Annotated in this window: 20 protein-coding genes; 8 read left to right on the plus strand and 12 right to left on the minus strand. The window is 66.4% G+C overall.

Features of this window, described 5'->3' with window-relative positions; translation table 11 throughout:
• The 5 genes from L1892_RS00005 to L1892_RS00025 form a co-directional block, all read right to left on the minus strand.
• On the minus strand, window positions 1-1,384 hold a 1,384-nt coding region (locus L1892_RS00005), incomplete at its 3' end, for an HNH endonuclease signature motif containing protein (protein ID WP_235721403.1).
• Window positions 1,385-1,487: 103 nt separating this feature from the next.
• A complete protein-coding gene (locus L1892_RS00010) occupies window positions 1,488-2,912 on the minus strand; it encodes a phytoene desaturase family protein (protein ID WP_235721404.1) in 1,425 nt (474 codons plus the stop codon).
• On the minus strand, window positions 2,909-4,750 hold the full coding sequence (locus tag L1892_RS00015) for a DUF3556 domain-containing protein (protein WP_235721405.1): 1,842 nt from the start codon (window positions 4,748-4,750) through the stop codon (window positions 2,909-2,911). The genes L1892_RS00010 and L1892_RS00015 overlap by 4 nt, the downstream gene beginning before the upstream one ends.
• 1 nt (window position 4,751) lies before the next feature.
• Window positions 4,752-6,227 carry a class I adenylate-forming enzyme family protein gene (locus L1892_RS00020; protein ID WP_235721406.1) on the minus strand — a complete coding sequence of 492 codons (1,476 nt, stop codon included), beginning with the start codon at window positions 6,225-6,227 and terminating at the stop codon, window positions 4,752-4,754.
• Between the two features lie 10 nt (window positions 6,228-6,237).
• A complete protein-coding gene (locus L1892_RS00025; RefSeq protein WP_235721407.1) occupies window positions 6,238-7,008 on the minus strand; it encodes an SDR family NAD(P)-dependent oxidoreductase in 771 nt (256 codons plus the stop codon).
• A gap of 202 nt (window positions 7,009-7,210) precedes the next feature.
• Between L1892_RS00025 and L1892_RS00030 the strand changes: the two genes are divergently transcribed.
• Window positions 7,211-8,512 (plus strand): PucR family transcriptional regulator, encoded by a 1,302-nt coding sequence (locus L1892_RS00030; protein ID WP_235721408.1) that lies wholly within the window; start codon window positions 7,211-7,213, stop codon window positions 8,510-8,512.
• Here L1892_RS00030 and L1892_RS00035 read toward each other — a convergent pair.
• Window positions 8,497-9,288, minus strand: coding sequence for an SDR family NAD(P)-dependent oxidoreductase (locus L1892_RS00035; RefSeq protein ID WP_235721409.1), 792 nt, complete (start codon window positions 9,286-9,288; stop codon window positions 8,497-8,499). The two genes, L1892_RS00030 and L1892_RS00035, sit on opposite strands and share 16 nt — an antisense overlap.
• A gap of 190 nt (window positions 9,289-9,478) precedes the next feature.
• On the opposite strand from L1892_RS00035, the gene L1892_RS00040 reads away from it, so the two are divergent.
• Together L1892_RS00040 and L1892_RS00045 are read left to right on the plus strand one after the other, a co-directional pair.
• A complete protein-coding gene (locus L1892_RS00040; RefSeq protein ID WP_235721410.1) occupies window positions 9,479-10,288 on the plus strand; it encodes a PIG-L deacetylase family protein in 810 nt (269 codons plus the stop codon).
• A gap of 29 nt (window positions 10,289-10,317) precedes the next feature.
• Window positions 10,318-10,998, plus strand: coding sequence for a nitroreductase (locus tag L1892_RS00045; RefSeq protein ID WP_235721976.1), 681 nt, complete (start codon window positions 10,318-10,320; stop codon window positions 10,996-10,998).
• Window positions 10,999-11,011: 13 nt separating this feature from the next.
• Here the strand turns inward: L1892_RS00045 and L1892_RS00050 are convergent, their stop codons facing one another.
• The 3 genes from L1892_RS00050 to L1892_RS00060 form a co-directional block, all read right to left on the minus strand.
• Window positions 11,012-11,434, minus strand: a complete 423-nt coding sequence (locus L1892_RS00050) for a DUF779 domain-containing protein (RefSeq protein ID WP_235721411.1) — start codon at window positions 11,432-11,434, stop codon at window positions 11,012-11,014.
• Between the two features lie 39 nt (window positions 11,435-11,473).
• Complete coding sequence (gene exaC / locus L1892_RS00055) at window positions 11,474-12,997, minus strand: acetaldehyde dehydrogenase ExaC (RefSeq protein WP_235721412.1); 1,524 nt, start codon at window positions 12,995-12,997, stop codon at window positions 11,474-11,476.
• A 185-nt stretch (window positions 12,998-13,182) separates the two neighbouring features.
• The gene (locus L1892_RS00060; RefSeq protein WP_235721413.1) at window positions 13,183-14,337 is read right to left on the minus strand and encodes a MalY/PatB family protein; all 1,155 of its coding nucleotides are present in this window, start codon (window positions 14,335-14,337) and stop codon (window positions 13,183-13,185) included.
• Between the two features lie 70 nt (window positions 14,338-14,407).
• Here L1892_RS00060 and L1892_RS00065 point away from each other — a divergent pair, with 70 nt between their 5' ends.
• Complete coding sequence (locus L1892_RS00065) at window positions 14,408-15,214, plus strand: LLM class F420-dependent oxidoreductase (protein WP_235721414.1); 807 nt, start codon at window positions 14,408-14,410, stop codon at window positions 15,212-15,214.
• Window positions 15,215-15,292: 78 nt separating this feature from the next.
• Window positions 15,293-17,311 (plus strand): TPM domain-containing protein, encoded by a 2,019-nt coding sequence (locus tag L1892_RS00070; protein ID WP_235721415.1) that lies wholly within the window; start codon window positions 15,293-15,295, stop codon window positions 17,309-17,311.
• Window positions 17,312-17,327: 16 nt separating this feature from the next.
• On the opposite strand, the gene L1892_RS00075 is transcribed toward L1892_RS00070, so the two are convergent.
• Window positions 17,328-18,704: an NAD-dependent succinate-semialdehyde dehydrogenase gene (locus L1892_RS00075; RefSeq protein WP_235721416.1), complete on the minus strand. Its 1,377-nt coding sequence runs from the start codon at window positions 18,702-18,704 to the stop codon at window positions 17,328-17,330.
• A gap of 202 nt (window positions 18,705-18,906) precedes the next feature.
• Between L1892_RS00075 and L1892_RS00080 the strand changes: the two genes are divergently transcribed.
• Window positions 18,907-20,997, plus strand: a complete 2,091-nt coding sequence (locus L1892_RS00080) for a PhoX family protein (protein WP_235721417.1) — start codon at window positions 18,907-18,909, stop codon at window positions 20,995-20,997.
• Window positions 20,998-21,007: 10 nt separating this feature from the next.
• Here L1892_RS00080 and L1892_RS00085 read toward each other — a convergent pair whose 3' ends face one another.
• Window positions 21,008-21,238 carry a PLDc N-terminal domain-containing protein gene (locus L1892_RS00085; protein ID WP_235721418.1) on the minus strand — a complete coding sequence of 77 codons (231 nt, stop codon included), beginning with the start codon at window positions 21,236-21,238 and terminating at the stop codon, window positions 21,008-21,010.
• A gap of 56 nt (window positions 21,239-21,294) precedes the next feature.
• Here L1892_RS00085 and L1892_RS00090 point away from each other — a divergent pair, with 56 nt between their 5' ends.
• Both L1892_RS00090 and L1892_RS00095 read left to right on the plus strand, forming a co-directional pair.
• The gene (locus L1892_RS00090) at window positions 21,295-21,768 is read left to right on the plus strand and encodes a MarR family winged helix-turn-helix transcriptional regulator (RefSeq protein ID WP_235721419.1); all 474 of its coding nucleotides are present in this window, start codon (window positions 21,295-21,297) and stop codon (window positions 21,766-21,768) included.
• 13 nt (window positions 21,769-21,781) lie between these two features.
• Window positions 21,782-23,059 (plus strand): MFS transporter, encoded by a 1,278-nt coding sequence (locus L1892_RS00095; protein WP_235721420.1) that lies wholly within the window; start codon window positions 21,782-21,784, stop codon window positions 23,057-23,059.
• Here L1892_RS00095 and L1892_RS00100 read toward each other — a convergent pair.
• Window positions 23,037-25,979, minus strand: a complete 2,943-nt coding sequence (locus L1892_RS00100) for a patatin-like phospholipase domain-containing protein (RefSeq protein WP_235721421.1) — start codon at window positions 25,977-25,979, stop codon at window positions 23,037-23,039. The two genes, L1892_RS00095 and L1892_RS00100, sit on opposite strands and share 23 nt — an antisense overlap.
• Window positions 25,980-26,198 lie beyond the last annotated feature (219 nt).

Below are 26,198 nucleotides of genomic sequence, written 5' to 3' on the forward strand. Positions count from 1 at the left end.
TTCGTGCATCGGTGGCGCCACCCTCGGCGTGTGGGACCGAATGGTCGACATCGGCGTGATAGGCGCGGTTGTTGCAGCCGGGAAAGCTGCAACACAGCTCGCCGGCCCGGATGAGGTCGGCGAGTTTTTTCGACGGCGCGTAGCGGTCGGTTTGTGCGAGGTTGGTGGTGTCGGGTGTGACGTAGCAGCGTTTGGCCTCGGCCAACAATGCGCGGGCGGTGTCGGCATCGATGACACCGTGCCCGTCGAGGAAGGCCGGATCATCATCGTGACCGAGCAGGGTGCTCAGGTTGACCACGATGTGAAACGTTGGACGCGGCGCACAGTCCGACGTGACGGTCTCGGCGCCGGCACCGTTCTCGGCATCGGTAACAGCCTCGCCCTGCTTGTCGCGGACCTCGGCCGCACCATTCACGTTGGTGTCAGACGCGGTCACGTCGGAGGCGTCGGTGCCGGTGGCGTCGCTGCCGGTGTCGGGTGATGCGTCGGGTCCGTCGCGTTCCTCGCCGGCGGCGCTGTCATCGTCGGCGCCGGCGGTGGTGGTGCAGACTTCGCACCGGCAGTCCAGACGGGCGGCACCATCGGCCAAAGCGACCAACGCGTCGGCGCGGCGTTGAGCGGCGGTGCGTGGATCGTCGGGATGCACCGAGGCGGCCATCGCTTGGAGTCGGGCATCGATGGCCGCGGCCTGCTCGGCGGGCAACACACCCCCGATACGCGATTGGCCCGGGGTGTGGCGGTCGGGGCGCACACTGATGTTGCGGTCGGTGTCGACCTGCTCACGGCGACGCCGCACCGCGGCCGGATCGATCTTCGCGATGATCTTGTCGATCATCGTGGTGAACCGGGTCATCGACATCGGTTCGCGTGACTCGATGGCCGCAGCGATCTCGGTATCCAACACGGCGAACTTCGCGGGATCGGCCAACACGGTGCGCCGTACCACCACCAGAAACCGCGGTAGGTCGATCCGTCCGGCGACGAGGGTGGCGCCGGTGAACGGCAACTGATGCCGTAACACGCTGCCGGCCTCGATCAACTCCCGCGCCCGGGCCGGGGGCACCGTCAACGCCGCACCGACCTCGGCGATCGCCATCTCCAACCCGGTCGGCCCGTACTGGGCGCGGGGATCCTCCCCGGCCGCCGCACGCTTGGCCAAACGTTCCAAAGTGGCCAGCGACGTCGACTGCTCACCCAACGCCGCCGCCAACCGCACCAGATGGTCCTGTTCACGTTCATCATGAATCAGGCTGACCGCCTGCAACATCCGATAATCGGCGGCCGCGCGCACCGCGTTGCAATGATGAAGCACCTCGACCAACTCGGTAGCGCAATGCCGCTCATCATCGGCCATCTGGGCCAACGCCGGCGCGCTCGAAGTCATGACACCAAACTAACCGCACCCACCGACAACATTCGTCGACGCAGGTCAGACACCGGAAAGGACTGCGAGGAAGGCTTGGCCGGATGACGGCCGAACACGGCAGTCACATCCGGGCCAGCACCGCCTGTGCAGCGTGGAAGCCACCCATTCCGTGCACGCCCGCCCCCGGTGGTGTCGCCGACGAGCACAGGACGACTCCGCGAACGCCTAGAGCGTACGGGTTCGTCGTCATCCGCGGCCGAAAGGCGATCTGCCGGGCGGTGTTCGCACCGGCGCTGATGTCGCCGCCGACGTAGTTGGCGTTGTACTTCTCCAGCGCTGCCGGACCACGAGTCGACGTCGCGATGATCCGCTCCCGGAACCCCGGCGCGAAGCGCTCGATCTGGCCGATGATGGCCTCCGTCGCATCGCCGGCATAGCCATGCGGAACGTGCGCATACGCATAGATAGGATTGATCGAGCCGTTGGATCGGCTGCTGTCAGCGATGTACTGCTGACCCACCAGCACGAAGGGGCGCTTCGACATTCGGCCGCGGACCGTGTCGCGTTCTGCCGCCACGATCTCGCGAGCGGTCCCACCGAGATGGAGCGTGCCCGCCCGGGCGCAGTCACCGTTGGTCCACGGGATGTGACCGTCGATCGCGATGTCGACCTTGAACGCGGCCGGGCCGTATCGGTAACGGCCCACTGCCCGCCGAACCCGATCGGGCATCTCATCACCGACGATCCGCGCCGCGGCGTGCGGGGACGTGTCGAGCACGACCGCATCGGGTCGCCGGCCGGTCAGGTCACGCAACTGGTCCAGCGAGGTGACCCGGATGCCGGTGATCACCTTGCCGCCCAGCGCCGCCAGCTCCGCGAGCAGTGCATCGGTGATGCGTTCGCTCCCACCCTCGGCGACGGGCCAGCCGACGGCGTGCGCGGCGGCGGTCAGCATCAGGCCCACCGAACTGCTGAGCGGGGTGTCGAGCCGGCCGAACGCATGCGCGGCGACACCGGTGAACAGTGCCCGCGCCGGATCGTCGGTGAACCGGCAGGCTGTCCACGTCGCGGGTTGCACCGCATGTAATCCGAACCGCCCGAGCGTGACCGGATGTCGCGGAAGGTGCGCCAGAGGCCGGAACACCTCCCCGATCAGCTCGTCGAAGTGTGTCGTCGCGCCCGAGAAGAGCCGGTCCCAGGAGCGGGCATCTACCCCGAGTGAACGTGCGGTCTCCGCGCGATCCCGCGTGGCGAGGCCTGCGTGTCCGTTGTCGAGCGGATGGGCCAGATCGAACTCCGGCCAACGCCAACGCAATCCGTGCCGCTCCAGATTCAACGACCTGAAGAACGGTGACGCGACGCCGGTCGGGTGGAAGGCGGCACAGTCGTCGTGCAGTACTCCGGGGACGGTCGGTTCGCTGGTCCGCGTACCACCGCCGGGACGGTCATGCGCCTCGAACACCGTGACGTCGACGCCGGCCTGAGCCAGCCGGATGCCGGCAGCGAGCCCATTGGGTCCGCTGCCGACGACGACTGCGTTCGTCATGCCACCGCACCCTTGCCGTGGGTCAGGGTTTCCTGTCGGCAGAAGCCGTCTGCCGTCCACGTAACCTGAAGCCGCACCGGACCGTTCGGCAGCCACGGCTGTTCCTTCACGCAATCGCTCACATTCCAGGTACCGCGTTCCACGACGCCGAGTGCGGCGTCTATGACGCGATACTCCTGCGCCGGATTGCTCCACGGTGTGGCCTGCGACTCGCAGTAGGCGACCACAAGGTCGCCGGGCGCGAGGTTCAGACGCCGCTGGATCGCCGCGATGAGCCGTTCGTCGTGCAGGTGTCCGTCGCCGAAGTTCCAGCCCAGGATGGTGTTGCACATGAACTCGCCTTCCCGGGTCGTCCGCGTGTCGATGTCCTCGAGGTGCTCGTAGAGGACCGACAACAAGCCGCGTCCCTGGCTGTGCATCGAGCGCCAGGCGACGGCCTTCTGCAGAGTCATTTCCGCGTCGTGCCGCTCATACGGTGTGGGAAGCATCCGCTGCAGCTGGTCGATCTGGTTCTCTACCAGGGGGAGTTCGTTGAGCCGCTCTTCCACACCCGGCTTCATCGACCAGATCGCCGACGCCCAGTTGCCCGCGTACTGCCGCATCGACGGAAGGAACGAGACGAGGTCGGGCCGCAGGTTGCCGAGCACCGGACCGAAGCAGAGGATCGCGAAGACCGGTATCAGCAGCCAGGGCTGCGAGAAGTTCCAGATGTTGTAGACCGAGGCGTCGAACCCGACCCACAGCACCAGGGCGATATAGCCGAAGTACACATTCCATTCCAGCGGCACCGCTAGCGGGAAGGTCGAGGTGATGTAGATGTGGAATGCCACGATGATCACCGCGCCGATGACCGCGATCGTGGTGTTGGTGGTAAGCAGCAGGACCAGCGGAATCGCGATCTCGACGGTGGTACCGGCGATGTGGGCCATGAACCAGGCAACCTTGCTGGGCCGGATGTCGTCGGGGCTGTCGCGGTAGAAGAGCCGCTTGACGAAGCGGAACTGTCCCGGACTGTTTGAGACCATCGGTGGCACGACGTTGATGAAGTGCTCGCCGAGCTTGGAGACCCCTGCTCCGATCCAGACGACACAGATGATGATCTTGAAGACCACGACCAGATCCACGAAGTTGGCCGCGTCCGCCCCATCTCCGAGGACCATCGCCCCGAAGATGGCGGAGAACAACATTATCGGCAGATACTGCTCAGAGCGAGCCGCCAGGAAGACGACCTTGTCGCGCAATCCCATCAACGTCATGGTGACCAGGATCGGGATGAACGCCACCGGCGGCACCAGCTCCTGCGGACCCGTGCCGGCCGGTAGGAACTGCACCGGCTGCGCGGTGACCACCAACGGATAGACCAGGCTCGCCACGACTGCGAGGAACAGGACGACATCGATGACGGTGCGGGTGTCGCCGCCGGTGCCGGGCACGTGCCGTCCCCACGGCGCCATCCGAACGGTGCCGGGCCGAATCCAGTACCGGACATTTCCCAGCATGGGGGTGAAGTGGCCGCACAGCGGGCCGAAAGCACCTGCGAGCCCTAGCACCTCCAGGAGCATCAACCAGACGGCGAGCTTCTGGTAGACGACGATGTTGTCGAACCAGCTCGCCGGGTCGGTGAAGTGCACGTACTGCGTGGTCCACGCGGTGATCGCCAGCCCGACAGCGAAGTACAGTCCCAGCATCTTCGCGATGTACACGACGTGCAGGACGCGTGGCGTACCGAACCCGTCGTCGACCCAGTGGGTACTCAGAATCCTCATGCGGTCGCGCAGCGGAAGTCGCACGAAATCCGAGGGTTCCATCGGCTGTGGAGAAGGTTTGATGAACCCCATGTCAAACTCCTTGCTGTGCGGGCTTTTGGGCAAGGCCGGCCCGCAGCCCGGGCTTGTCGATCTTGCCGACCGGGTTCTTGGGTAAGGCGCCCGTGATGGTTATCGAGACCGGCACCTTGATCTTGGTCAGATGCTGTGTGCACATGTCGCGAAGTTCGGTCTCGGTGACCGATCGCTCCGGGTGGAGCGCGACGTAGGCGACGGGGACCTCGCCATAGATCGGGTGCGGCGCACCCACAACGGCCGCCTCCAGCACAGCTGGATGGCCGTACAGAACGGATTCGATCTCTTTGGGGTACACGTTTTCCCCGCCTCGGATGATCATGTCCTTGATCCGGTCGACCAACCGGAGGTAGCCATCGTCGTCCAGGATCCCGACGTCGCCGGTGTGCAGCCATCCGTCACCGAGTGCGTCCACGGTGGCATCGGGCCTATTGCGGTACCCCTGCATCACGTTGGGCCCCTTGATCACAACCTCACCACGCCGCCCGGAGGGCAGTAGAGAGCCGTCGTTGTCCATGATGGCCACCACCTGGCCGGGCAAGGCCGTACCGACGGTGCCGGCTTTACGTGGTCCGTCGACGGGGTTCGCCGTCGACGCGCAGGTGCCCTCGGTGAGGCCATAGCCTTCGATCAGCGGGAAGCCGAACCGCTGTTCGGTTGCGCGGAGCAGTTCTTCGGACGCCGGTGCCGCCCCGCAGATCGCGAACCGTACCGAGGAAGTGTCGGCGGCGACGTCAGACGGCAGTGCGACGAGGTGTGCGTAAATCGTCGGTACCGCGGAGAAGAAGGTCGGCCGGAGGCGTTCGATCGCACCGAGAAACTCCACCGGATGGAATCTGGCGAGAACCGACAGCTGCGCACCGGCGATCATAGTGGCCAGGTAGCTGACGCAGATCGCGTTGACGTGAAACAGCGGCAGCACCAGCAGGCAATGGTCGTCCTCGGTGAGCCGCAGAGCCTCCACCATCGAGCCGGCCATCGCGGCGATGTTGCGGTGGGTGAGTTCGACACCTTTGGGACGGCCCGTCGATCCGCTTGTGTAGACCAGCAACGCCAGGTCGCCGACAGCGGTGACCGGGGCCGGCACGGACCTCGTCGGGGCTGTCCGCAGATCGTCGACGAGCACGCTCCATCGACCACCATCGGGCGCACCCGCGCTGGCGCGTACCACGAGTGCCGCATCCGCATCGGCGATCTGATAGGTCGCCTCCGATGCGGTGAACACCGGATTGACCGGCGTCGCAGCAGCACCGAGACGCCATGCGGCGGCGAGGCACACGAGCAATTCGACGCGGTTCGGCAACATCACTGCCACCACCGAGCCTGGACCGACACCATGATCCGCGAACTGTTCGGCGGCACCGTCGACCCGCTCGGCGAACTGCGCATAGGTCAATTCGGTGTGGCCGTCGCGAACGCACGGTCGGTCGGACTGCTCGGCGGGACGGTGCCAGGGCAGATAGTGCAGTTCCATCGTCGTCACCTCAGAACAATCCGGCGTCGAGGCCGCCGTCGAGCACAAGGCCCGATCCGGAGCAGAACGACGACTCGTCACCGGCCAGGAACAGCACAGCCTTGGCGATCTCCTCGACCGTGCCGTACCTACCCTGCTTTTGTTCGATCAGTGCGTCGAAGCCGTGCGCCGGCAGTCCCAGCGCAGTCTCGAAGCCCTGCACCTGATCGGTGACGAGGTGCGTGGCCACGAACCCGGGCAGAACAGCGTTCACGCGTACCCCGAATGCGCGGAGCTCGGTCGCCGCAGTCTTGGTCAAATTGACGACGCCCGCTTTCGCAGCCGCATACGAGGACACCAGCGGGGTGCCGGCCAATGCGGTCACCGAGCCGATGGTGACGATGCTGCCGCCGCCACTGGCGATGATGGCCGGCGCCGCATAGCGGATGGCAAGGAAGACCCCGTCGAAGTTGATCGAGGTGACCTTGCGCCACGCCGCCAGATCCATCTCCACGATGGGCGCCACCGACGCGATGCCGGCGTTCGGGATCATCACCTGCAGGCCACCGTAGGTCGCGACGGTCGACTCGACCAGGCTCTTGACCTGCTCCTCGTCGCGGACATCGCAGGCGATGGCGGTCGCGTTCGTCAGTTGTCCGGCGGCCTCCTTCGCAGCGGCTTCATCGATGTCGGCGACGACGACGCTCGCGCCAGCCGACGACAGCTGACGAGCGATCTCCAGTCCGATTCCGTGCGCTGCGCCGGTGACGATCGCGGTCTGCCCGGTGAGATCGGGTGCCATTGGATTCCTTCGTTCGGGGGTGTTGGATGCGACGAGCGTATGGAGCAGCGCAAGGCGAAAGATTGTGCTCACGACACGAACTTTCCGCGGATCGTTGTGGCAGGGTTCACATCGAGACCAGGCATCAGGTGGCGGCAGCCAGGAGTGACGCAACGGTCTTGGGTTCTGCGAACAAACCAGAATGCGGAGAGAGGACGACCCGATGGGTGGCGAACTGAGCCCGGAGCAGCGACGTCTGGCGGCGTTACGGGTCGCCGAGGTGGCCAAGACCGTGGGAGCCGAACTGCCGAGTCTCGGTCGGGCGCTGCACGCCGAGATCGCCGACTCGATCCCGGAGTTGCGCGGCGACGACGTCATCCTGGAACTGTTACGCGCGAGCACGGAGAGCAATGTGGAGACATTCCTCCACGTCGCCCAGCACGACATCCACGTCGACGATGTGCGCCCACCACCGGCTGCGATCGAGTATGCCCATCGCTTGGCGCAGCGTGCGATCTCGGCGAACGCACTGCTGCGGGCATATCGCATCGGGCAGAACCGGGTGCTCGATTGGGCGGTCGCCGAGGTCGCGGCCACCGAACGCGATCGGGACGTCGCCTTCGCGGCGTCGCAGGCCTTCCGCACCACCACGTTCGCCTACGTCGACCGGATCGCCGAACAAGTCGTCGCGGAGTACGAGGCCGAACGCGAACGCTGGCTCGCCAATCGCAACACCGTCCGGACCGCAATGCTCACCACGATTCTCACCGGCCGCGATCACGACCTCGGAACTGCGGAATCGGCCATCGGCTACCGCCTTCGGCAGCACCACCTAGGCGTCGTCATCTGGACCTCCGACGAGCACGGCGTGCCGAGCGAACTGCGTCGGATGGAGTCGTTGGTTGCGGCCATCGGCGAAGCCGTCGACGCCGACGGTCCCGCGCTGTTCCTGCCTCAGGATCGCAGCCTGGCGTGGGGCTGGATTCCGCTGGGCCGCAGCCGTGACTGTCATCGAATCGACCGTGACGCCGTCACTCGCCTGATCACCGATGCCGGCCCTGGCGTTGGTGTGGCCTTCGGTCGGCCGCACTCGGCGACGGTCGGTTTCCGTAGGACTCACCAGGAAGCACAGCGCGCGCACGTCGTCGCATCGATTGCCGGTGACCTCCTGGTCACCGACTTCGATGACGCCGGGGTTCAGCTGTGTTCGCTCCTGGCCCGCGACCTCGAAGCCACCAGAGACCTCGTCGCATCGACACTCGGTGGCCTGGCCGCCGACGATGAGAACACGGCCCTGATGCGGGCAACGCTGTTGGCGTTCCTGAAGGCCGGCAGTAGCTACGTCGCCGCGGCCGAGGTGATCCACTTACACAAGAACACGGTGAAGTACCGCGTGGACAAGGCGATCGACGCACGTGGTCGTCCCCTCGACGACGATCGTCTCAACCTGGAGATCGCCCTCACCGCCTGCCACTGGCTGGGCTCAGCGGTGCTCCCCCGGGATCGTCGTCAGGCGCGTGCCTGACGACGATCGCCGAGCTTCCGCATCACCCTCAGCATCGGCAGTCCGATGCTCGGTACGACATCGACGCCACGCACCAGAACGCCGCGCCAACGCGGCAGTACCCGGAAGAGCTGGCGACTGTCGATCAGGGCCATCCCTGCACGCGCAACGGCATCTTCGTCGAGGGGCTTCGGGCCGGAGAACAGCATCGCCGCGCCCGGGTCAGTGGCATGCGAGGTCACCATCTGGGTGCCGACGACGTCCGGACACAGTGCCCGGGCCCGGATGGGCATCCCGGCATGGGCCAGGTCCCCCTGCAGCGACGTGGTGTAAGACAGCACCGCCGCTTTGGTTGCGGCATAGAGGGCCAGGCCCGGTACGGGTGTGAGCGCCGAGATCGAAGCCACATTGAGGATCGCCCCTCCACCGGCGCCCATCTGCGCGACCGCTGCTGCGGAACCCGCCATGACGCCACGCACGTTGACCTCGAGGATGGTCGCGATCTCCTCGTCCGACTGCTTCCAGGCGTCTCCGGCGAAGAGAACTCCGGCATTGTTGACCCACACCTTCAGCGTGCCGCGCGTTGCGGCTTCCTCGGCGATCATGCGGTGCGACGCGATGTCGCGCACATTCTGGGCGAATCCGACCGCTCCGCACCCGATCTCCGCGGCGACACGTTCGGCAGCGTCGCCGTCGATATCGGTCACGACGACCTGATGTCCCACGTCGGCAAGATGTCGGGCGAGGGCACGGCCGATGCCGCGACCGGCTCCGGTGATGACTGCTGTGGTACTCATGCGACGACCGTAGAGCGCGGCGTCACCGATCTGCTCGTGTTCGCGACACAACCTTTCGTCGCGGACTTGGTCGACGCGTCCAGCCGCCGGCGTCGGTGGATGACCACGAGGTACGCGACCCTCACACAATCGATCCGGCCACGGTGACGCCAAAACCTGGCCGGAGGTCACCGCACTGTAGAAACGAGCCATGAGCACAATCGTCTTTGTCCACGCGCATCCCGACGACGAGGGAACCGGCACCGCGGGCAGCATGATCCGCGCATCACGGGAGGGGCACCGTGTGGTGGTCGTCTATTGCACCGACGGGGATCCCGGCGATGTGCCGGACGATCTCGCGCCCGGTGAGACGGTCGTGAGTCGCCGGCGAGGCGAAGCCGAGGCGTCGGCAGCGATCACGGGCACGGCCCGAGTTGCGTGGCTGGGTTACGGCGACTCCGGCATGACCGGATGGGCACAGAACGAAACCGACGGTGTGTTCTCGCGCGCCGACCTCGGCGAAGCGGCCCGTCGTCTGGCCGACATCCTGGACGAGGAGAACGCCGACGTCGTCGTCGGCTACGACTGGCACGGCGGTTATGGCCACCCCGATCACATCATGCTGCACCACACCACTCGCGCCGCAGCGGATCTCGCGGCGAGGACGCCGCGATACCTCGAGGTGACGATGAACCGCGATCTGATGCGGCAGTTGTTCACCCTCGCCAAAGAGATGGGTATGGAGGGTTTCGATCCGGATCTGCGCGGTGACGACGGGAATCCGGTCGGCACACCGGAAGCCGAATTGCATTGGGCCGTGGACCTCGGGGACGACGTGATGACCAAACGTGAGGCCCTCGCCTGTCACGCAAGTCAGAGCGACGTCAAACAACTCCTGGCGATGCCGGTCGAGATGTTCCCGGTCGGCTTCGGCACCGAGCACTACATGGAACCGGGCCGGCCGGCCGGCATGATCCGAGGTTGGTGGCTCGACGAGGCGGAGCATGGAATACTGCCGTGATGGTCGATTCACCCGAGCAGAGATCGACGATGGGTTACGACGAAGTGGTTCTGGGGCGCCGCAGCATCCGTGGGTTCACGCCCGACCCGGTACCCCGGGAGCTGATCGAAGAGATCCTCGAGCTCGCGATGCGGGCTCCGTCATCGATGAACACGCAGCCCTGGAATTTTCATGTGATCACCGGAGAACCGCTCGACCGCATCCGAGCGGGAAACACCGAGCGCAACCTGGCCGGCGTACCCCATTCGCGCGAGTTCCGGACGGGCGCGGAGAAGTTCACCGGCACCCACCGTGAACGCCAGGTCCAGGTTGCGAAGCAGCTGTTCGGCGCGATGGGTATTGCTCGCGACAACACGGAGAAGCGGCACGACTGGGTGCTGCGGGGATTCCGTCAGTTCGATGCCCCGGTGTGTGTGATCGTGACCTACGACCGCATTCTCGACGGCAGCGACGACACACCGTTCGATTGCGGTGCGGTCTCCACCGCGCTGGTGAACGCAGCCTGGTCTCGCGGGCTGGGGGCGGTGATCAACAGTCAGGGCATCATGCAGTCGCCCGTCGTGCGAGAACATGCCGGTATCCCCGACGACCAGGTGATCATGAAGAGCATCGCGCTGGGCTGGCCGGATGACACCTTCCCGGCCAATGCCGTGGTGTCCGAGCGCAAGTCGGTCTCCGAAGCCGCCACCTTCGTGGGGTTCGAACCGTAGCCGGCGCCCGCCGTCACGCGCCGACGGCGGCACCCGTCTGAGGCGGGTTGGCCTCGAGCACCTCGTTCTCCTCCGGACTGAAAGCCCTCGAGCGCGAGAGGAATCGAACCCCTTCCGGCGCTTCCAGACTGAACCCGGCACCGCGGCCGTCAACCACGTCGAGGATCAATTGCGTGTGTTTCCACAGTTCGAACTGATCGCCGTTGATCCACACCCGCACTGCGGGAAGGGGTTCGGTCAGTTCGATCTCGCCGACGAGGACGTCGCGCTGGCCGACCCGGTATTCACCGACCGGATAACACATCGGGGCCGAGCCGTCACAGCATCCACCCGACTGGTGGATCATGAGACCGCCGTGCAGCTCCGATAGTTTCGTCAAGAGCTGCACGGCGGTGTCTGTGGCGACGACCCGATCAGGAACCTGCTGGTCCGACACGGGTTTTCACCTCTGCTTTCTGTTGTGGTGAGATCCAGATCAGAAGAAGCCCTTGGCATTCTGCGCGTAACCGACCAGCAGGTTCTTGGTCTGCTGGTAGTGCTCGAGCATCATCAGGTGGTTCTCGCGACCGATCCCCGACTGCTTGTAGCCACCGAAGGCGGCGTGGGCCGGGTAGTCGTGATAGGTGTTGGTCCACACACGACCAGCCTGGATCTCGCGGCCAGCACGGTAGGCGGTGGCGCCGTCACGGCTCCACACACCGGCGCCGAGGCCGTAGAGGGTGTCATTGGCGATGTGGATGGCGTCTGCGTAGTCCTTGAACGTCGTCACCGCGAGCACCGGCCCGAAGATCTCCTCCTGGAAGATGCGCATCTTGTTGTGGCCGTCGAACACGGTCGGCTTGATGTAGTAGCCGCCTGACAGGTCGCCACCGAGGTCGGCGGGCTCACCACCGATGAGTACCTTGGCGCCCTCTTCCCTGCCGATGGCGAGGTAGGAGCTGATCTTCTCGAACTGGTCATTGGAGGCCTGCGCGCCCATCATCGTCTCGGTGTCGAGCGGATTGCCCTGCTTGATCTGGCCGACCCGGTCCACAGCCTTCGCGATGAAGTCGTCGTAGATGTTCTCCTGGATGAGTGCACGGCTCGGGCAGGTGCAGACCTCGCCCTGGTTGAGCGCGAACATCGAGAAGCCTTCCAGCGCACGGTCCAGGAAACCGTCGTCGGCGCTCATAACGTCGTCGAAGAAGATGTTCGGGCTCTTGCCGCCCAGTTCGAGGGTGACCGGGATCAGATTCTCCGAGGCGTACTGCATGATCAGGCGGCCGGTGGTGGTCTCGCCGGTGAAGGCGATCTTGCGAATGCGGTTGCTCGATGCGAGCGGCTTGCCGGCCTCCACGCCGAAACCGTTGACCACGTTGAGCACACCGGCGGGCAGCAGATCCGCGATCAGGCTCATCAAGTAGAGGATCGATGCGGGGGTCTGCTCGGCCGGCTTGAGCACGATGGCGTTGCCGGCGGCGAGGGCGGGGGCCAACTTCCAGACGGCCATCAGGATGGGGAAGTTCCACGGGATGATCTGTCCGACAACGCCGAGCGGCTCGTGGAAGTGGTAGGCGACGGTGTCCTCGTCGACCTCGGAAATCGAGCCCTCTTGGGCACGTAGCGCGCCGGCGAAGTAGCGGAAGTGGTCGATGGCCAACGGAATGTCGGCGGCCAGGGTCTCCCGGACAGCCTTGCCGTTGTCCCAGGTTTCGGCGACGGCGAGCTTCTCGAGGTTCTCTTCCATCCGATCGGCGATGCGCAGCAGGACCAGCGAGCGCTCGGCGACCGACGCCTTGCCCCACTGCGGCGCAGCCTTGTGCGCGGCGTCCAGTGCCAGGTCGATGTCCTCCGCAGTCGAGCGGGCGACCTCGCAGAACGTCTTGCCGTCCACCGGCGACGGGTTCTCAAAGTACTGTCCCTTGACCGGCGGGGTCCACTGGCCGCCGATCCAGTTGTCGTAGCGGGACTCATAGCTCATCACCGATCCGTCGGTTCCGGGCTTCGCGAAGACGGTCATCTACAGCTCCTCATGTTGTTCCGGTTGAGGTGTCCTGGGGGTTGTCACCCGCCCCACGCAGCGGGGTCGATGTGATCTGGTGCACAGCGTAGGAGCGACCGCGTTGCACCTACGTTGCAGCCACGTACGGAACGTTGCAACGAGCCGAGATACCAGGTCAGGGCGTCAAACGAGGTGTTGTGTGCTCAGCGGACGGCGCGCTGGATCCCCTCCAGACCCGCACGGAGCAGCTCTGGCGAACACCCGACGTTGAGCCGGGCGAAACCGCGGCCCGCCAGACCGAACGCCGGACCGGAGTGCAGGGCCACCCGACCCTTCTCCAGGATCGCGGCGGCCGGGTCGTCGCCGAGGTCGGTGGCTCGGAAGTCGAGCCACGCGAGGTACGACGCAGCCGGCCGATGCAGCCTCACCTCGGGCAACTCGGCCTCGAGCCAATCGGAGAGCAGCCCGATGTTCGAGACGAGGACCTCGAGTGTCGCGTCGAGCCAGGCGTCGCCCTTCGCGAACCCCGCTGCGGTACCCGCACGGCCGATGATGCTGGTACGCACGCCCACCTCTTCGGGTTGGCGATCGAGCATCGAGCGCATGGTGCCGGAAGCGGCGATCATCAACGCACACTTCGCGCCTGCGATGTTGAAACCCTTGCTCGCCGAATGCGCCGCGACACCCACCTGCCGTGCGGCCTCCCCCGTCGCGAGGAATGGCGTGAACTCGCGGCCGGGGTGGACCAGCGGCGCGTGGATCTCGTCGCTGATCACCACGGCACCGTGTTGCCTCGCGAGATCGGCCAGCGCGACCAGGTCGTCGACCGGATGGATCAAGCCGAGGGGGTTGTGTGGGTGGCACAGCAGAACCGCACGCGCCCCGGCCGCGAGTTCACGCTCGATCCCGGCGAGGTCGAGCGACCAGCTACGGTTCTCGTCGCATCGCAACGGCACCTCGCACACCTGCCCACCGGCCTCGGGGATGAGTTCGAAGAACGGCGGATAGACCGGCGGTGTGATGATCACCCGGTCGCCAGGGGAAATGGCTACCCGCAGCGCCTCCACGATCACCACGCTGACGTCGGTGGTGAGGCGGACGTCAGCGGGCGCGACGTCCCAGCCCCAACGTCGCTGCGCGAACCCGGCGAATGCATCCCCGACCGAACCCGCACCACCCGCGTAGCCCACGTCGGAGGCACGAATCTGCTCCACCATCGCGTCGGCGACCACGGGCGCCAGCTCGAAATCCATCTCCGCCACGAACATCGGCAGCACATCGGCGGGGTAGGCACGCCACTTCACACTGGTGCGCCGACGCAGTTCGGAAAGGTCAGGGGCCTGCGGTCGCATCGTCACCCGTCCTGCTTACCACCGCGGCGCAATTCGGACAGTGACGCGGCATCGATCCTTCGGCAGACTGGTTTTCATGACCTTCACAGCTCGCGATTTCCCTGTCCGCGTCGGTGTTCAGCTGCAGCCCCAGCACGCCCCCGAGTACTCGATGATCCGCGACGCCGTGCGCCGTGCCGAGGACATGGGCGTCGACATCGCCTTCAACTGGGATCACTTCTACCCGCTCTACGGCGATCCCGACGGCGAGCACTTCGAATGCTGGACCATGTTGGGTGCCTGGGCCGAGCAGACCAGCCGGGTGGAAATCGGCGCGCTGGTGACCTGCAACTCCTACCGCAATCCGGAGCTGCTGGCGGATATGGCGCGCACCGTCGACCACATGTCGGACGGGCGTCTCATTCTGGGCATCGGCTCCGGATGGTTCCAGAAGGACTACGACGAGTACGGCTACGAGTTCGGTACCGCAGGCAGCAGGTTGAACGACCTCGGCGAGTCGCTGCCGCGAATCACCGACCGATTGGGCAAGTTGAACCCGAAGCCCACCCGCGACATCCCGGTCCTGATCGGTGGCGGTGGCGAGAAGAAGACGTTGCGCCACGTTGCCGAGTACGCGAACATCTGGCACTACTTCGTCGATGTGCCGACCTACGAACGCAAGTCCGGCATCCTCGACGAGCACTGTGCAACTGTGGGCCGCGATCCCGCCCAGATCGAACACTCCGCCGGCCTGCAGGCCCGGACCGTCGACGATGCGCTGCGTGAGGCCGACGAACTGGTGGCAGCGGGCATCTCGCTGATCACCGTCGGCGCTGGCGGTCCCGACTACGATCTGTCGGTGCTCGAGGCCGTATGCAAGTGGCGCGAGGGCAACAACAGCTGACCGGGGTGAGCCGGCGCTGACACGGCCGGGACATCCGCCACGCCCGCGGCGTCGGACGTGGCGGATAGATTAGGACGCATGCTTGCCTCCGCCACGCTGCTCCGTCGGCTGGGCCTGACCCTCGTCGTCCTCGGTCTCGTCGCACTCGTCGCACCCGGCGTGCTCGCCGGCTCCTCCCACGCCGAACCGCCATCACGACTGCCGACGCAGGTCGTGGACTCGGCCAACGTGCTCACCACCACCCAGCGCACCGAGCTCCAGGCATCGATCGACCAGCTCTACACCGATCACGAAGTGCAACTGTGGGTGGTGTACGTGCGCGACTTCGACGGGGTGGGCCCCGAGCAGTGGGCGACGCAGACCGCGACCATCAGCGATCTCGGTGACCGCGACGTACTGCTCGCCGTCGCCACCGACGACCGCGCCTACTACTTCAACGCGCCCGAATCGGTCGACGGACTCGACCAGGACGCCATCGACGACATCGCGCGCGGCGACATCGTGCCGGCCCTCAAGGACAGTGACTGGGCGGGCGCCGGGCAGGCCGCCGTCGACGGGATCAACTCCGCGATGACACCGTCGAACGCGGGGCTCTACACGGCACTGGCCGTCGGTGGGCTCGCCGTGGTCGGTGGTGGCGGGTTCCTGCTGTATCGGCGTCGCCGCAAGCAGCAACGCATCGAGGCCGGTGTGGAAGCCATGCGGGAACAGGAATTGACCGGCGACCAGCTGGTCGCCCAGCCACTCGATGTGCTCGACCCCTGGTCACGGGAGGTGCTGACCGACACCGACAACGCCATCCGCACCAGCGAGGAAGAGCTGGCCCTGGCCGTCGGCGAGTTCGGGGAGGTGGAGACCGCCCCGTTCACCGAAGCGTTGGCCGAGGCCAAACGCGGACTGGCCGAATCGTTCACGGTGCGTCAACTCCTCGATGACTCGATCCCGGAGACCCCGGACGAGCAGCGGGCGATGCTGGTGCAGATCATCACCACCTGCACCGACGTCGATGCGGCGCTCGATGCCCAGGTGGAGAGCTTCGACGCGATGCGCAATCTGCTGATCAACGCCGATTCCCGGTTGGCCGAACTCACCCAGAAGCTGGTGGCGGTGCGTGCCCGCATGGAGCAGTCGCAGAGCAAACTGGACGCCTTGATCGGCAGGCATGGCGAGACGGTGCTGGTGTCGATCGCCGACAACGTCGATCTGGCGCGCGAGGAGATCGAGTTCGCCGAGCACAGCGCCGACCAGGGACGGGAGGCGGCCTCCGCGCCGGCCGGCGAGCAAGGGCCCGCCGTGGCCGCGATCCGCTCGGCCGAAGGTGCGTTGGAACAGGCCAACCGGTTGCTGGATGCGATCGACAACGCCGAGGCCAACATCGCCGCCGCGCACACCCGGATGCCCGCTCTGATCGACGAAGTCGACGGGGAGCTGGCCGAGGCGGCGGAGCTGACCGGCGACGGCGGGCCCGCGCTGGCCACCGCGGTGCAGAAAGCAACCGCCGCGTTGTCGGCGGCACGGGCGGAATTCCACGACGACCCGCTCGGTACGTTCACCGCACTCGTCGACGCCGACGCCGACCTCGACGACGCGCTCGACGACGCCCGCGCATCCTCGGCGGAGCGCCGGCGCCGGGCCGAACTGCTGAACTCGGCGGTGACGGCCGCGCAGGCCAAGGTATCGGCCGCCAACGACTTCATCTCGACGCGGCGCGGCGCCATCCAGTCGATCGCGCGCACCCGGCTCGCCGAGGCGCAGCGGCTGCTCGCCGAGGCCACCGCCGCGGGGGTCGCCGACGCCGCGCAGGCCGCCCAGAGTGCCCGACGCGCAGGCTATCTCGCCGATCAGGCGTTGATGGCCGCGCAGGGTGACGTGGTGCAGTGGCAGCAGAACCAAACCCCGCACCCGACGGGGCCTTCCGTCGGCGGTGCCGTGCTCGGCGGCATCCTCGTCGACAGCTTCCTGCGCGGCACCATGGGCGGCGGTGGCCGCGGCTGGGGCGGTGGTTTCGGCGGTGGCTACGGCAGCGGCGGCCGCAGCCCCGGATCCTTCGGCGGCTCGGGCAGTTCCGGAAGGATCGGGGTCGGCGGCCGCTTCTGAGTTGCCTCGGGCGTTGCTACTTGCTCGAGGTCCGACGTAGGCGGGTGTTGACGAACTCGCCCATGCCCCAACGGCCGAGTTCGCGTCCGTAGCCGGAGCGCTTCACCCCGCCGAACGGCAGACCTGGCAGCGTGGTGCCGTGTTCGTTGATGTAGGCCATCCCGACCTCGAGCCGATCGGCTACCTGCTGCGCCTTGCCGAGGTCGGTGCTCCACACCGATCCACTGAGCCCGAAACCGACATCGTTGGCGAGTTCCACCGCCTCATCGATCGACGAAACCCGGTACACCATGCCGACCGGACCGAAGATCTCCTCGGCGTAGGCGTCCATCTCGCTGGTGATCCCGGTGAGCACCGTCGGCGCGTAGAAGGCACCATCGCGGTCGAGCTTCTTCCCGCCGGTGTGCAACGTGGCGCCCTGCTTCACGGCGGTGTCGACCTGCTCGGCCACGCCGTCACGTGCCGAGATCGACGACAGCGGTCCCATGTCTGTGTCCGGGTCGGCAGGGTCACCGACGGTGACCGCTTCGAATTGGCCGACCAGCCCCTCCACGAACTCCTCGTAGAGCTCGTCGAGCACGATGAAACGCTTGGGCGAGTTGCAGGCCTGACCGGCATTGGACAGCCGTGCCTGCGCGGCGATCGTGGTCGTCCGCGCCATGTCTGCGGTGTCGAGGAGGATGAACGGGTCTGAGCCGCCGAGTTCGAGCACCGACTTCTTGAGGTGTTCGGCAGCGGTCTGAGCCACCGATGCGCCCGCCTTCTCACTGCCGGTCAATGACACACCCTGCACAACGGGGTCGGCGATGAGGTCCGCGACCTGACTGCTGGAGGCGAAGACGTTGATGTACACGTCGTCGGGCGCGCCCGCCTCGTGCAGGATCTCGGCCATCAGCTGCGCCGAGGCGGCACAGATCGAGGCGTGCTTGAGGATGATCGAGTTGCCGACCATGAGATTCGGTGCGACGAAACGGACCACCTGGTAGTAGGGGTAATTCCACGGCATCACCCCGACCAGTGGACCGACCGGTCGACGCTGCACGATCGACTCGTCGGCACCCTGGGGATCGAGTGTCTCCGTCTCGAGCAAATCGGGTCCGTGTTCGGCATACCACCGGTAGATGTCTGCGGCCAGCTGCACCTCACCGTCGGCCTGCGCCTTGGGTTTACCCATCTCCGTGGTGATCGCCGCCGACAATTCGTCGGCCCGCTTCTCGTAAATCTCTGCAGTCCTAGCCAGCACCTCGGCCCGCTTGGGCACGGGTGTGTCGCGCCACTGGCGGAATCCGGCGTCGGCGCGTTGCGCCACCGCACGGACGTCGTCGTCGGACAGGCCGGGGAACTCCCGCTCGGTCACTCCGGTCGTCGGGTTCGCGGTCACATACGTGCTCATCTACTCCGTCCTTCCTGTCGGATGGAGACCGGGTACCCGCGCCACGGCGGCACCCAAACACTCCGATGCGAACATTCCGATGCGCACGTGGTGTTCGCCCTGGGTTCACGGACACCTTTCCGACGGTTCTCTTTACCTCCCTAACGTCCTCACAGTTCTCGATCCAGCCCACTTGTAGAGAGCGACCCGGAGGGAAGTTTCCGTGCGTATCCCGTTGCAGCTGTTCACCTCGACCGACCGGCCCGGCCGGTCGAAACGTGCCCACGTGACCTGCCAGTACAAGTGCGGCGAGGCATGCTGGCACGATCCGGGCAATACCAGCTACAACGAATACTTTCGGGATATCCTGCGGGCGAGTGCTTCTCGACGTACCGTGCTGCGCTCGTCGGCCGGCGCCGCGGTCGCGATCGGCGCAACGTCGCTACTCGCGGCCTGTGGCGCCGACGACACCTCCGACTCCGCAGTGGCGAGCTCGTCGGCGGTCGGCGACACTCCCCCGCCCGGGATGAACTTCGCCACCGTGGCACCCAACACCGAGGATGCCGTCGTCATCCCCGAGGGATACCGGCAGGAGGTGGTCATCGCATGGGGCGATCCGGTGCTCCCGGGTGCGCCGGCCTTCGACTTCAGCCGCCAGACACCCGAGGCCCAGGCGATGCAGTTCGGCTACAACAACGACTTCGCGGGCCTGATCCCGGTCGACGGTGTGTCGGGCCACTACTACCTGGTGTGCAACCAGGAGTACACCACCGAGGAGTTCATGTTCACCGGCTACCAGAGCGGCGAACCCACCGAGGAGCAGGCCCGGATCTCGATGGCCGCCCACGGCATCACCGTCGTGGAGGTGTCCACCGAGACGGGCACGGGAGCGGTGACCACCATCGTCGGCCCGCGCAACCGCCGAATCACGGCGACGACGCCGATGCGGCTGACCGGCCCCGCCGCCGGCACCGATTTCGTCAAGACCTCGGCCGACCCGACCGGCGAGACGGTGCTCGGCACCTTCGCCAACTGTGCCGGCGGGATCACCCCGTGGGGCACCATGCTGTCGGGTGAGGAGAACTTCGACGGCTACTTCAGCAACGCGAGCGCGGTGACCGACGCGACCGCCGCCGAGCGGCTCGAACGCTACTCGTTTGACGACGACTCCGACTACCACCAGTGGGGTCGGTTCGACCCCCGCTTCGATCTCGCGCAGGAACCGAACGAGGCCAACCGGTTCGGCTACGTCGTGGAGGTGGATCCGCACGATCCGAACTCCACCCCGATCAAGCACTCCGCGCTCGGCCGGCTCAAACACGAGGGTGCCACGATCCACGTGATGTCGTCGGGTCCCGACGAGGGCACCGTGGTGGCCTACACCGGCGACGACGAGCGATTCGAGTACATCTACAAGTTCGTGTCGAGCCGCAAGATGAAGACCGGGGTGTCGGCGACCGCGCGCGCCCACAACATGGGCATCCTCGACGAAGGCACTCTCTACGTCGCGTCGTTCACCGGCGACAACCCCGACGCCGTCGATGGCAGCGGCGAACTACCCGAGGGCGAGTCCTTCGCGGGCACCGGCACCTGGCATCCGCTACTGACGGTCAACGCCGACGGTTCGGCCCGCTCCCATGTCGACGGGATGACCCCGGAGGAGGTGGCGGTGTTCACCCGGCTGGCCGCCGATCAGGCCGGGGCCACCAAGATGGACCGACCCGAGGACATCGAGACCAACCCCCGCACCGGAAAGGTGTACTGCGCGTTGACCAACAATGACGAACGCGGCACCGACGGCGAAGCGCCGGCCGATGAGGCGAACCCGCGCAACGAGAACAAGAACGGTCAGGTCATCGAGATCACCGACAACCACACCGGCACCGATCTCACCTGGAATCTGCTGCTGGTCTGTGGTGACCCGGCCGCCGCCGACACGTACTACGGCGGCTATGACAAGACCAAGGTCAGCGCGATCTCCTGCCCCGACAACGTGGCCTTCGACCCGCACGGCAACCTGTGGATTTCTACCGACGGCAACGCACTCGACAGCAACGACGGCTTGTTCGCCATCGCCCTCGACGGTGCGCAGCGCGGACAGACCAAGCAGTTCCTCACCGTCCCGGAAGGAGCCGAGACATGTGGTCCGATCATCGGCAGCGACCGGGTGATGGTGTGCGTGCAGCATCCGGGTGAGCTCGACGACCACTCCGCCGACAACCCGGCATCACACTGGCCCGACGGCGGCGACACCCAACCGCGGCCCGCAGTGGTCGCCGTGTGGCGTGACGGCGGCACACCCATCGGCGTCTGAACAGGAGCACTCAGCTCTGCGACTTGCGCCCCACCACGAAGTAGGCGATCGGCCCGAAGTAGTTGAGAAAGCTCAACGCCACCCAGAGTGGCTTCGGGCCCTTCACCTGCTCGGCCGGTCGCCGCTTCAGGTCGCGCAGGGCCGCACCCTGCAGCGCGAACTGGACGATGGCGCCGACGATGATCAGCGCTCGTGACCTCGGCGGGAGTTGGGAGAATCGCTTCTTCTTCGCGCTTGTCATGGATCTCACAATAGTGTGTGCTTTTATTTCGTAAACCTAAGTATTAGCCTGGTCGTGTGTCTGATGACGAGACGTTCCAATTGGCATCGGCCCTGCGGCCGACGGTGACCCGGCTCTACCTGACCCTGCGGCGACGCACACCCATCGCCGAGTACTCGGCCGCGCAGGCATCCGCTCTGGCGGTGCTGCTCGACCACGGGCCGATGCGAATGGGCGAACTCGCCGAGCGCGAATCGATCCGGATGCCCACCGCGACAGCGCTGATCGACGGGCTCACCAAGAACGGTCTGGTCGAACGAACCCCCGACCCGGCAGACCGCCGCGCCGTTCTGGTCGGGCTCACCGACCACGGACGAGATCTGCTCGACCGGGTCCGCGGCCGCCGCGACAGCATCCTGACCGCGGCCCTCGCCGAACTCAGCGACGACGACCGCGCCGCACTCACCGCCGCCGCACCCGCCCTCGAGGCGTTGCGTCATCAGCTCGAGTCGCTCCCGAATCCGGAAGCGGCCGACATCACCGCCGAATGATCCCGAGGTAACCATGACCGTCACCGAGAACCGGCCCGTCCCCCAGCCGGCCGAACACCACGAACCATCACTGCTGGAGACCTTCCGCCAACAGCCGCGCACAGTCTGGGTGACCGCATTCGCCGCGGTTATCGCCTTCATGGGTATCGGCCTTGTCGACCCCATCCTCAACAGCATTGCCGAAGCGTTGAATGCGCCACCGGAGAAGCTGACCCTGCTGTTCGGCGTCTACGTCGGTATCCAATGTGTCGCGATGTTGCTGACCGGTTGGGCTGCTTACCGATTCGGCCCCAAACGCACCCTCACCGTCGGTCTCACGTTGATCGTGATCGCCGCCGGGATCTCATCGTTTGCGAGCGGGATCGATCAACTCATCGCCTACCGGGTGCTCTGGGGACTGGGCAATGCGCTGTTCATCGCGACCGCGCTCGCGTTCATCGTGTCCGCGGCCAAGGGGAGCCAGCACGGCGCGATCATGCTGTACGAAGCCGCGCTCGGCGTCGGCCTGGCCGTCGGTCCGCTGTTGGGAGCCGTTCTCGGCGAATGGAGTTGGCGCGCACCCTTCGCCGGCACCGCGCTGCTGATGCTGGCCGGCGCGATCCTGTGCGCGGTCATGTTGCCGTCGGATGGCCCGCGCGCCACGCGCACGCCGGTCCGGATCGTCGACCCGCTGAAGGCGCTGCGCAACCGCACGCTGCTGATCACCTCGATCGGGTCCGCGTTCTACACCGGTGCACTGTTCACCGTCATCGCATGGGCGCCGATCGCGATGGGGCTGCGACCGATCTACGCCGGCCTGATCTTCTTCGGTTGGGGCCTGCTGACCGCGCTGGCCGGCGTGTTCATCGCGCCGTGGCTGGCCGAACGGATCGGCCAGAAGGGCGGTGTCATCAGCGCGATCTCGGTGTATGCCATCGTGATGGCGCTCGCCGCCATCGGCGTGCTCACCGACCAGGTGGCGCTGATCGGGATCGCGGTCATCCTGTCCGGCCTTCCCTCGGGTGTGTTGAACACCCTGTTCACTGGTGTCGCGATGTCCTCGGGTGAGGGTTCCACCCCGCGGTCGGTGTCCAGCGCCGGCTACAGCTTCCTGCGGTGGATGGGCGCGGCCGTCTCCGCTGTGCTGGTGGCCCACCTTGCCGACTGGTTCGGCTCGGTGTCCGCGCCGTTCTGGTTTGCCGCACTCTACTGTGTGATCGCCGTCGCCGCCGTCGCGTTCGTCCGTACGCAGGCTGCCGCCGACCACGAGGTAGACGACACCGCGGCACTCATCGGCGCCGAAGAGTACTGACCGGCGGGGCGCCTGCGCTGCCCACCACGCGTAGCGCCTCGGCGCCGATGAGGCGCCCCAGTTGGGTGTAGGCGGCGAACTGTCCCTCGTCGAACCACTGATCCGACGTGCTGTCATGCGGGAAGATCGAATGGGTGTTGGCATACGTCATCAACCAGTCCGGGCAGTTCTGCCAGAGGACCGCCTTCGCCAGGATCAGCCGACCGGTCCGTGACACACCGTCCTTCGGCGGATAGGTGAAGGTCGCAGTCACCACGCACTGCCTCGTGATGCGCGCGTTCAACGCAGCGAAGTCGTCGTCGGGGTCGAAGGCTGTTCCAGTCCCGGGAGCCAGATTCTCCGCGGTGTGGTCGTCTCCGCCACCCTGTTCGGGAAAGGAGAACGTGACGCCTAGTTCGGCACGGGCCAAGCGGATCGCGTCGGCCAAGGTACTCAGATTCGGTGGGGTGTCACCGCTGGCGTCGATACACACGATGGTGGTGCAGCGGCGCCGTAACGCCTCGACGAGGCCCAGGTTCTCATAGTGTCCGCCATCGGAAATCTGGAGGAGTCGTCCGCGGGCAGAGTTGAGGCCCAGCACCTCTCGATACAGGTAGCCGGCGCCGCGGTAGCGCGGCAGCCCGTGTGGCCAGGACCAGTTGTTCTGCTGGTGCGTCGACGCGGCCAGGAAGGCCGGGTTCGGCAGCCAGGTCCCCAGGCGTGCACCGGAGATGGCGAACAGTTTCTGATATCCCGAGCCCATCCGGCCCATCGCGGAGGCGAACGCCGCCCCGCTCACCGCGACCGCGGCCTGCACGGTCAGGTCCCGACGGATGCGCGGTGGGGCCAACTGCTTCAGGATTCGGGTGGACACCCAGCCGACGTCCGGGCCACCCACCCAATCGGTGCCGAAGGTGAACGGCACCGCATTGAGTCCTGCGGCCGGCTTCTCCTGACCGGAGATCGTGGCCGCGGCAGCGAACACGAAGTGCGGTGTAGCGTCGGGTATGTCGAAGTCCGCGAGTTCGGTGGATTCGCTGCTCGGATACGCCTGGGCGGTCATGCCGTCGCCGTCGGAGCTGCGGACCCGGCGGACCGCGAACGCACGGGCCAGCCGACGCCGATAGAACGGCTGCAGACTCGACGAGGTCACGTCGTAGAGCGACAGTGTGATCGCCAGGATGACCGCTATCGACAGGACCCACCACACGCCGCTGTGATCTGCGCCGCCGGCAGAAACATCTTCGCCGGACAGCATGTCGCGGGTCTGCGCTCCTTGATCGACCGGATGGGCGACAAAGGTGTCGAACGTCCACGCTCCGACGCCCCCGAAAGTGGCAAACCACGTCGCGACCACCACCGCCAAAGTCGCCAGCACGAGCAGCAGTTGCACCGCGCCGCGGGGAACTCCCTTGCGCGGCGCGTCCGGCTTGCCCCGGATCCCGGCGACGAGCTTGCCAACGAGTCCCCGGTTGCGCCACAGGATCGCGGCGAGCAGCGCCACATAGTTGAGCAGCGCGACTGCCGACGCGCTCCAGGCGATTCCGGCCGGCGACGACGACAGCACCGAATCGGCCAGCCGCATCAGGCCTGGTGCACCGACCGTCATCACCGCGATGATCGCCACGGCTACCGCGAAACACACGGCGACACCCGACAGTCGCTCCCGCCACCGCTCCCCACTCTCGGAGGCCGATCGCGCCTCAGTGTAGCCGGCGGCGACCAAGAGCACGAAGCAGATCGCACCGAGAACACCCAGGACCCACAGCGTCGCAGTGGAATTGGCGAACAGACTCGCCTGATTCGGATCGGCCGGCGAATCCGCGGTGTTCTCATCGGGTACCGGCACGATCGCCGCCATTGGGATGGTGGCGTAGACGATCCCGGCGATTACTCCGGCGATGACCGCCGGGGTGAACAGGATCGTGAGCGACAACAACATGTTCTTGGCGATGATGGCCAGTGCCGCAATCATCTCGGCCGGACTGTCGGCGATGTAGCTGGCACGGCGCCGAATGTGGTCGTACTCCTCGCTGCCCTCCCCGAACAGGTCGGCGAGACCGACCTGCTGCACGTCGTCCGCGTCATATCGGGCCTGCATGTCTTTCGGCCACGACCCGGTCCGCGGCGCGTTCCGGCGCATGGCCTGCAGGAATGCGCCGGCGGTGTAACCACCACCGGACACCGACACCACGTAGTCGGGCTCGAGGCCGCCGACCTCGCGTCCGGTGAGGCTCTGCATCGCTCCCAACGCGACCGAGGCCGACCGCACCCCGCCACCCGACAAGCAGATCGCGGTCGTGTCTCCCGTGTCGCTGGTAGGGGTCAGATAGGCGCGATCCCAGCGGGGTTCGTCTGCCCAGCGGTCGGTTCTCGGTGTCGGCGCCCACGCCTGCGCACCGTGTCTGCGCACCCAGCGGCGCGCCACGATGGCCTTCACCAGTCCGACGAGCGACCACAGGGCGATCACCGACGCCGGGATCAGCAGCGCGAATTTGGCCGTCGCGAACACCGCCGATGCGGCGAGGTTCCCCAGCGTCCAATCGGTGGCCAGCGCCAGGTTTTCGGCGATGTCGAACAGACCGGCCGCGACGATGCCCACCCCGGCGACCGTGGACACCGTCCGGTAGGGCGCGGTGAAGGCCAGCAGACGTCCCAGCAACGCCAGCCCGCCCAGCGACAGGACGTAACCGAGGATGAGCCCGAGGTCGGGTGCGAGGGTGCCGCGCAGCTCGTCGAGCCGCGCCTGCTCGGACGGCGGGTAGCCGAACTCCCACGGGACGACGCCGGGCGCATACGAGGGCACGCAGGTCACCGCAACCAGCAGCAGGCCCAACACGATGATGATCACCACCGCGATGACCGTGTTGCGGTCGGTGGGCGAGCGTTCGGCGGAGAATCGGATGCGGGCACGGCTGCCGATCACGCTCGGTTCTGTCATCGATGCCTCGATTCCCCGGGTGCGCTCGCTCAACCGATGTGATCTGTCTACACCCGTGGGTATGGTTCGGGCCAGTGTCCCGCGCCGGCGTCCGCAGTTCGGATGACTGGCTTCTGCTGTTGAACGGGCGCTGACCTGTGCGAACGTTCTTGTCGGTGGGGTGTCGTAAGTTGGTGTCAGCGAGATCGACGAAGTGATGATGTGAGTCGGGCGGGCCGT

This window comes from Gordonia tangerina, assembly GCF_021556435.1.
Taxonomy (GTDB): Bacteria; Actinomycetota; Actinomycetes; order Mycobacteriales; family Mycobacteriaceae; genus Gordonia; species Gordonia tangerina.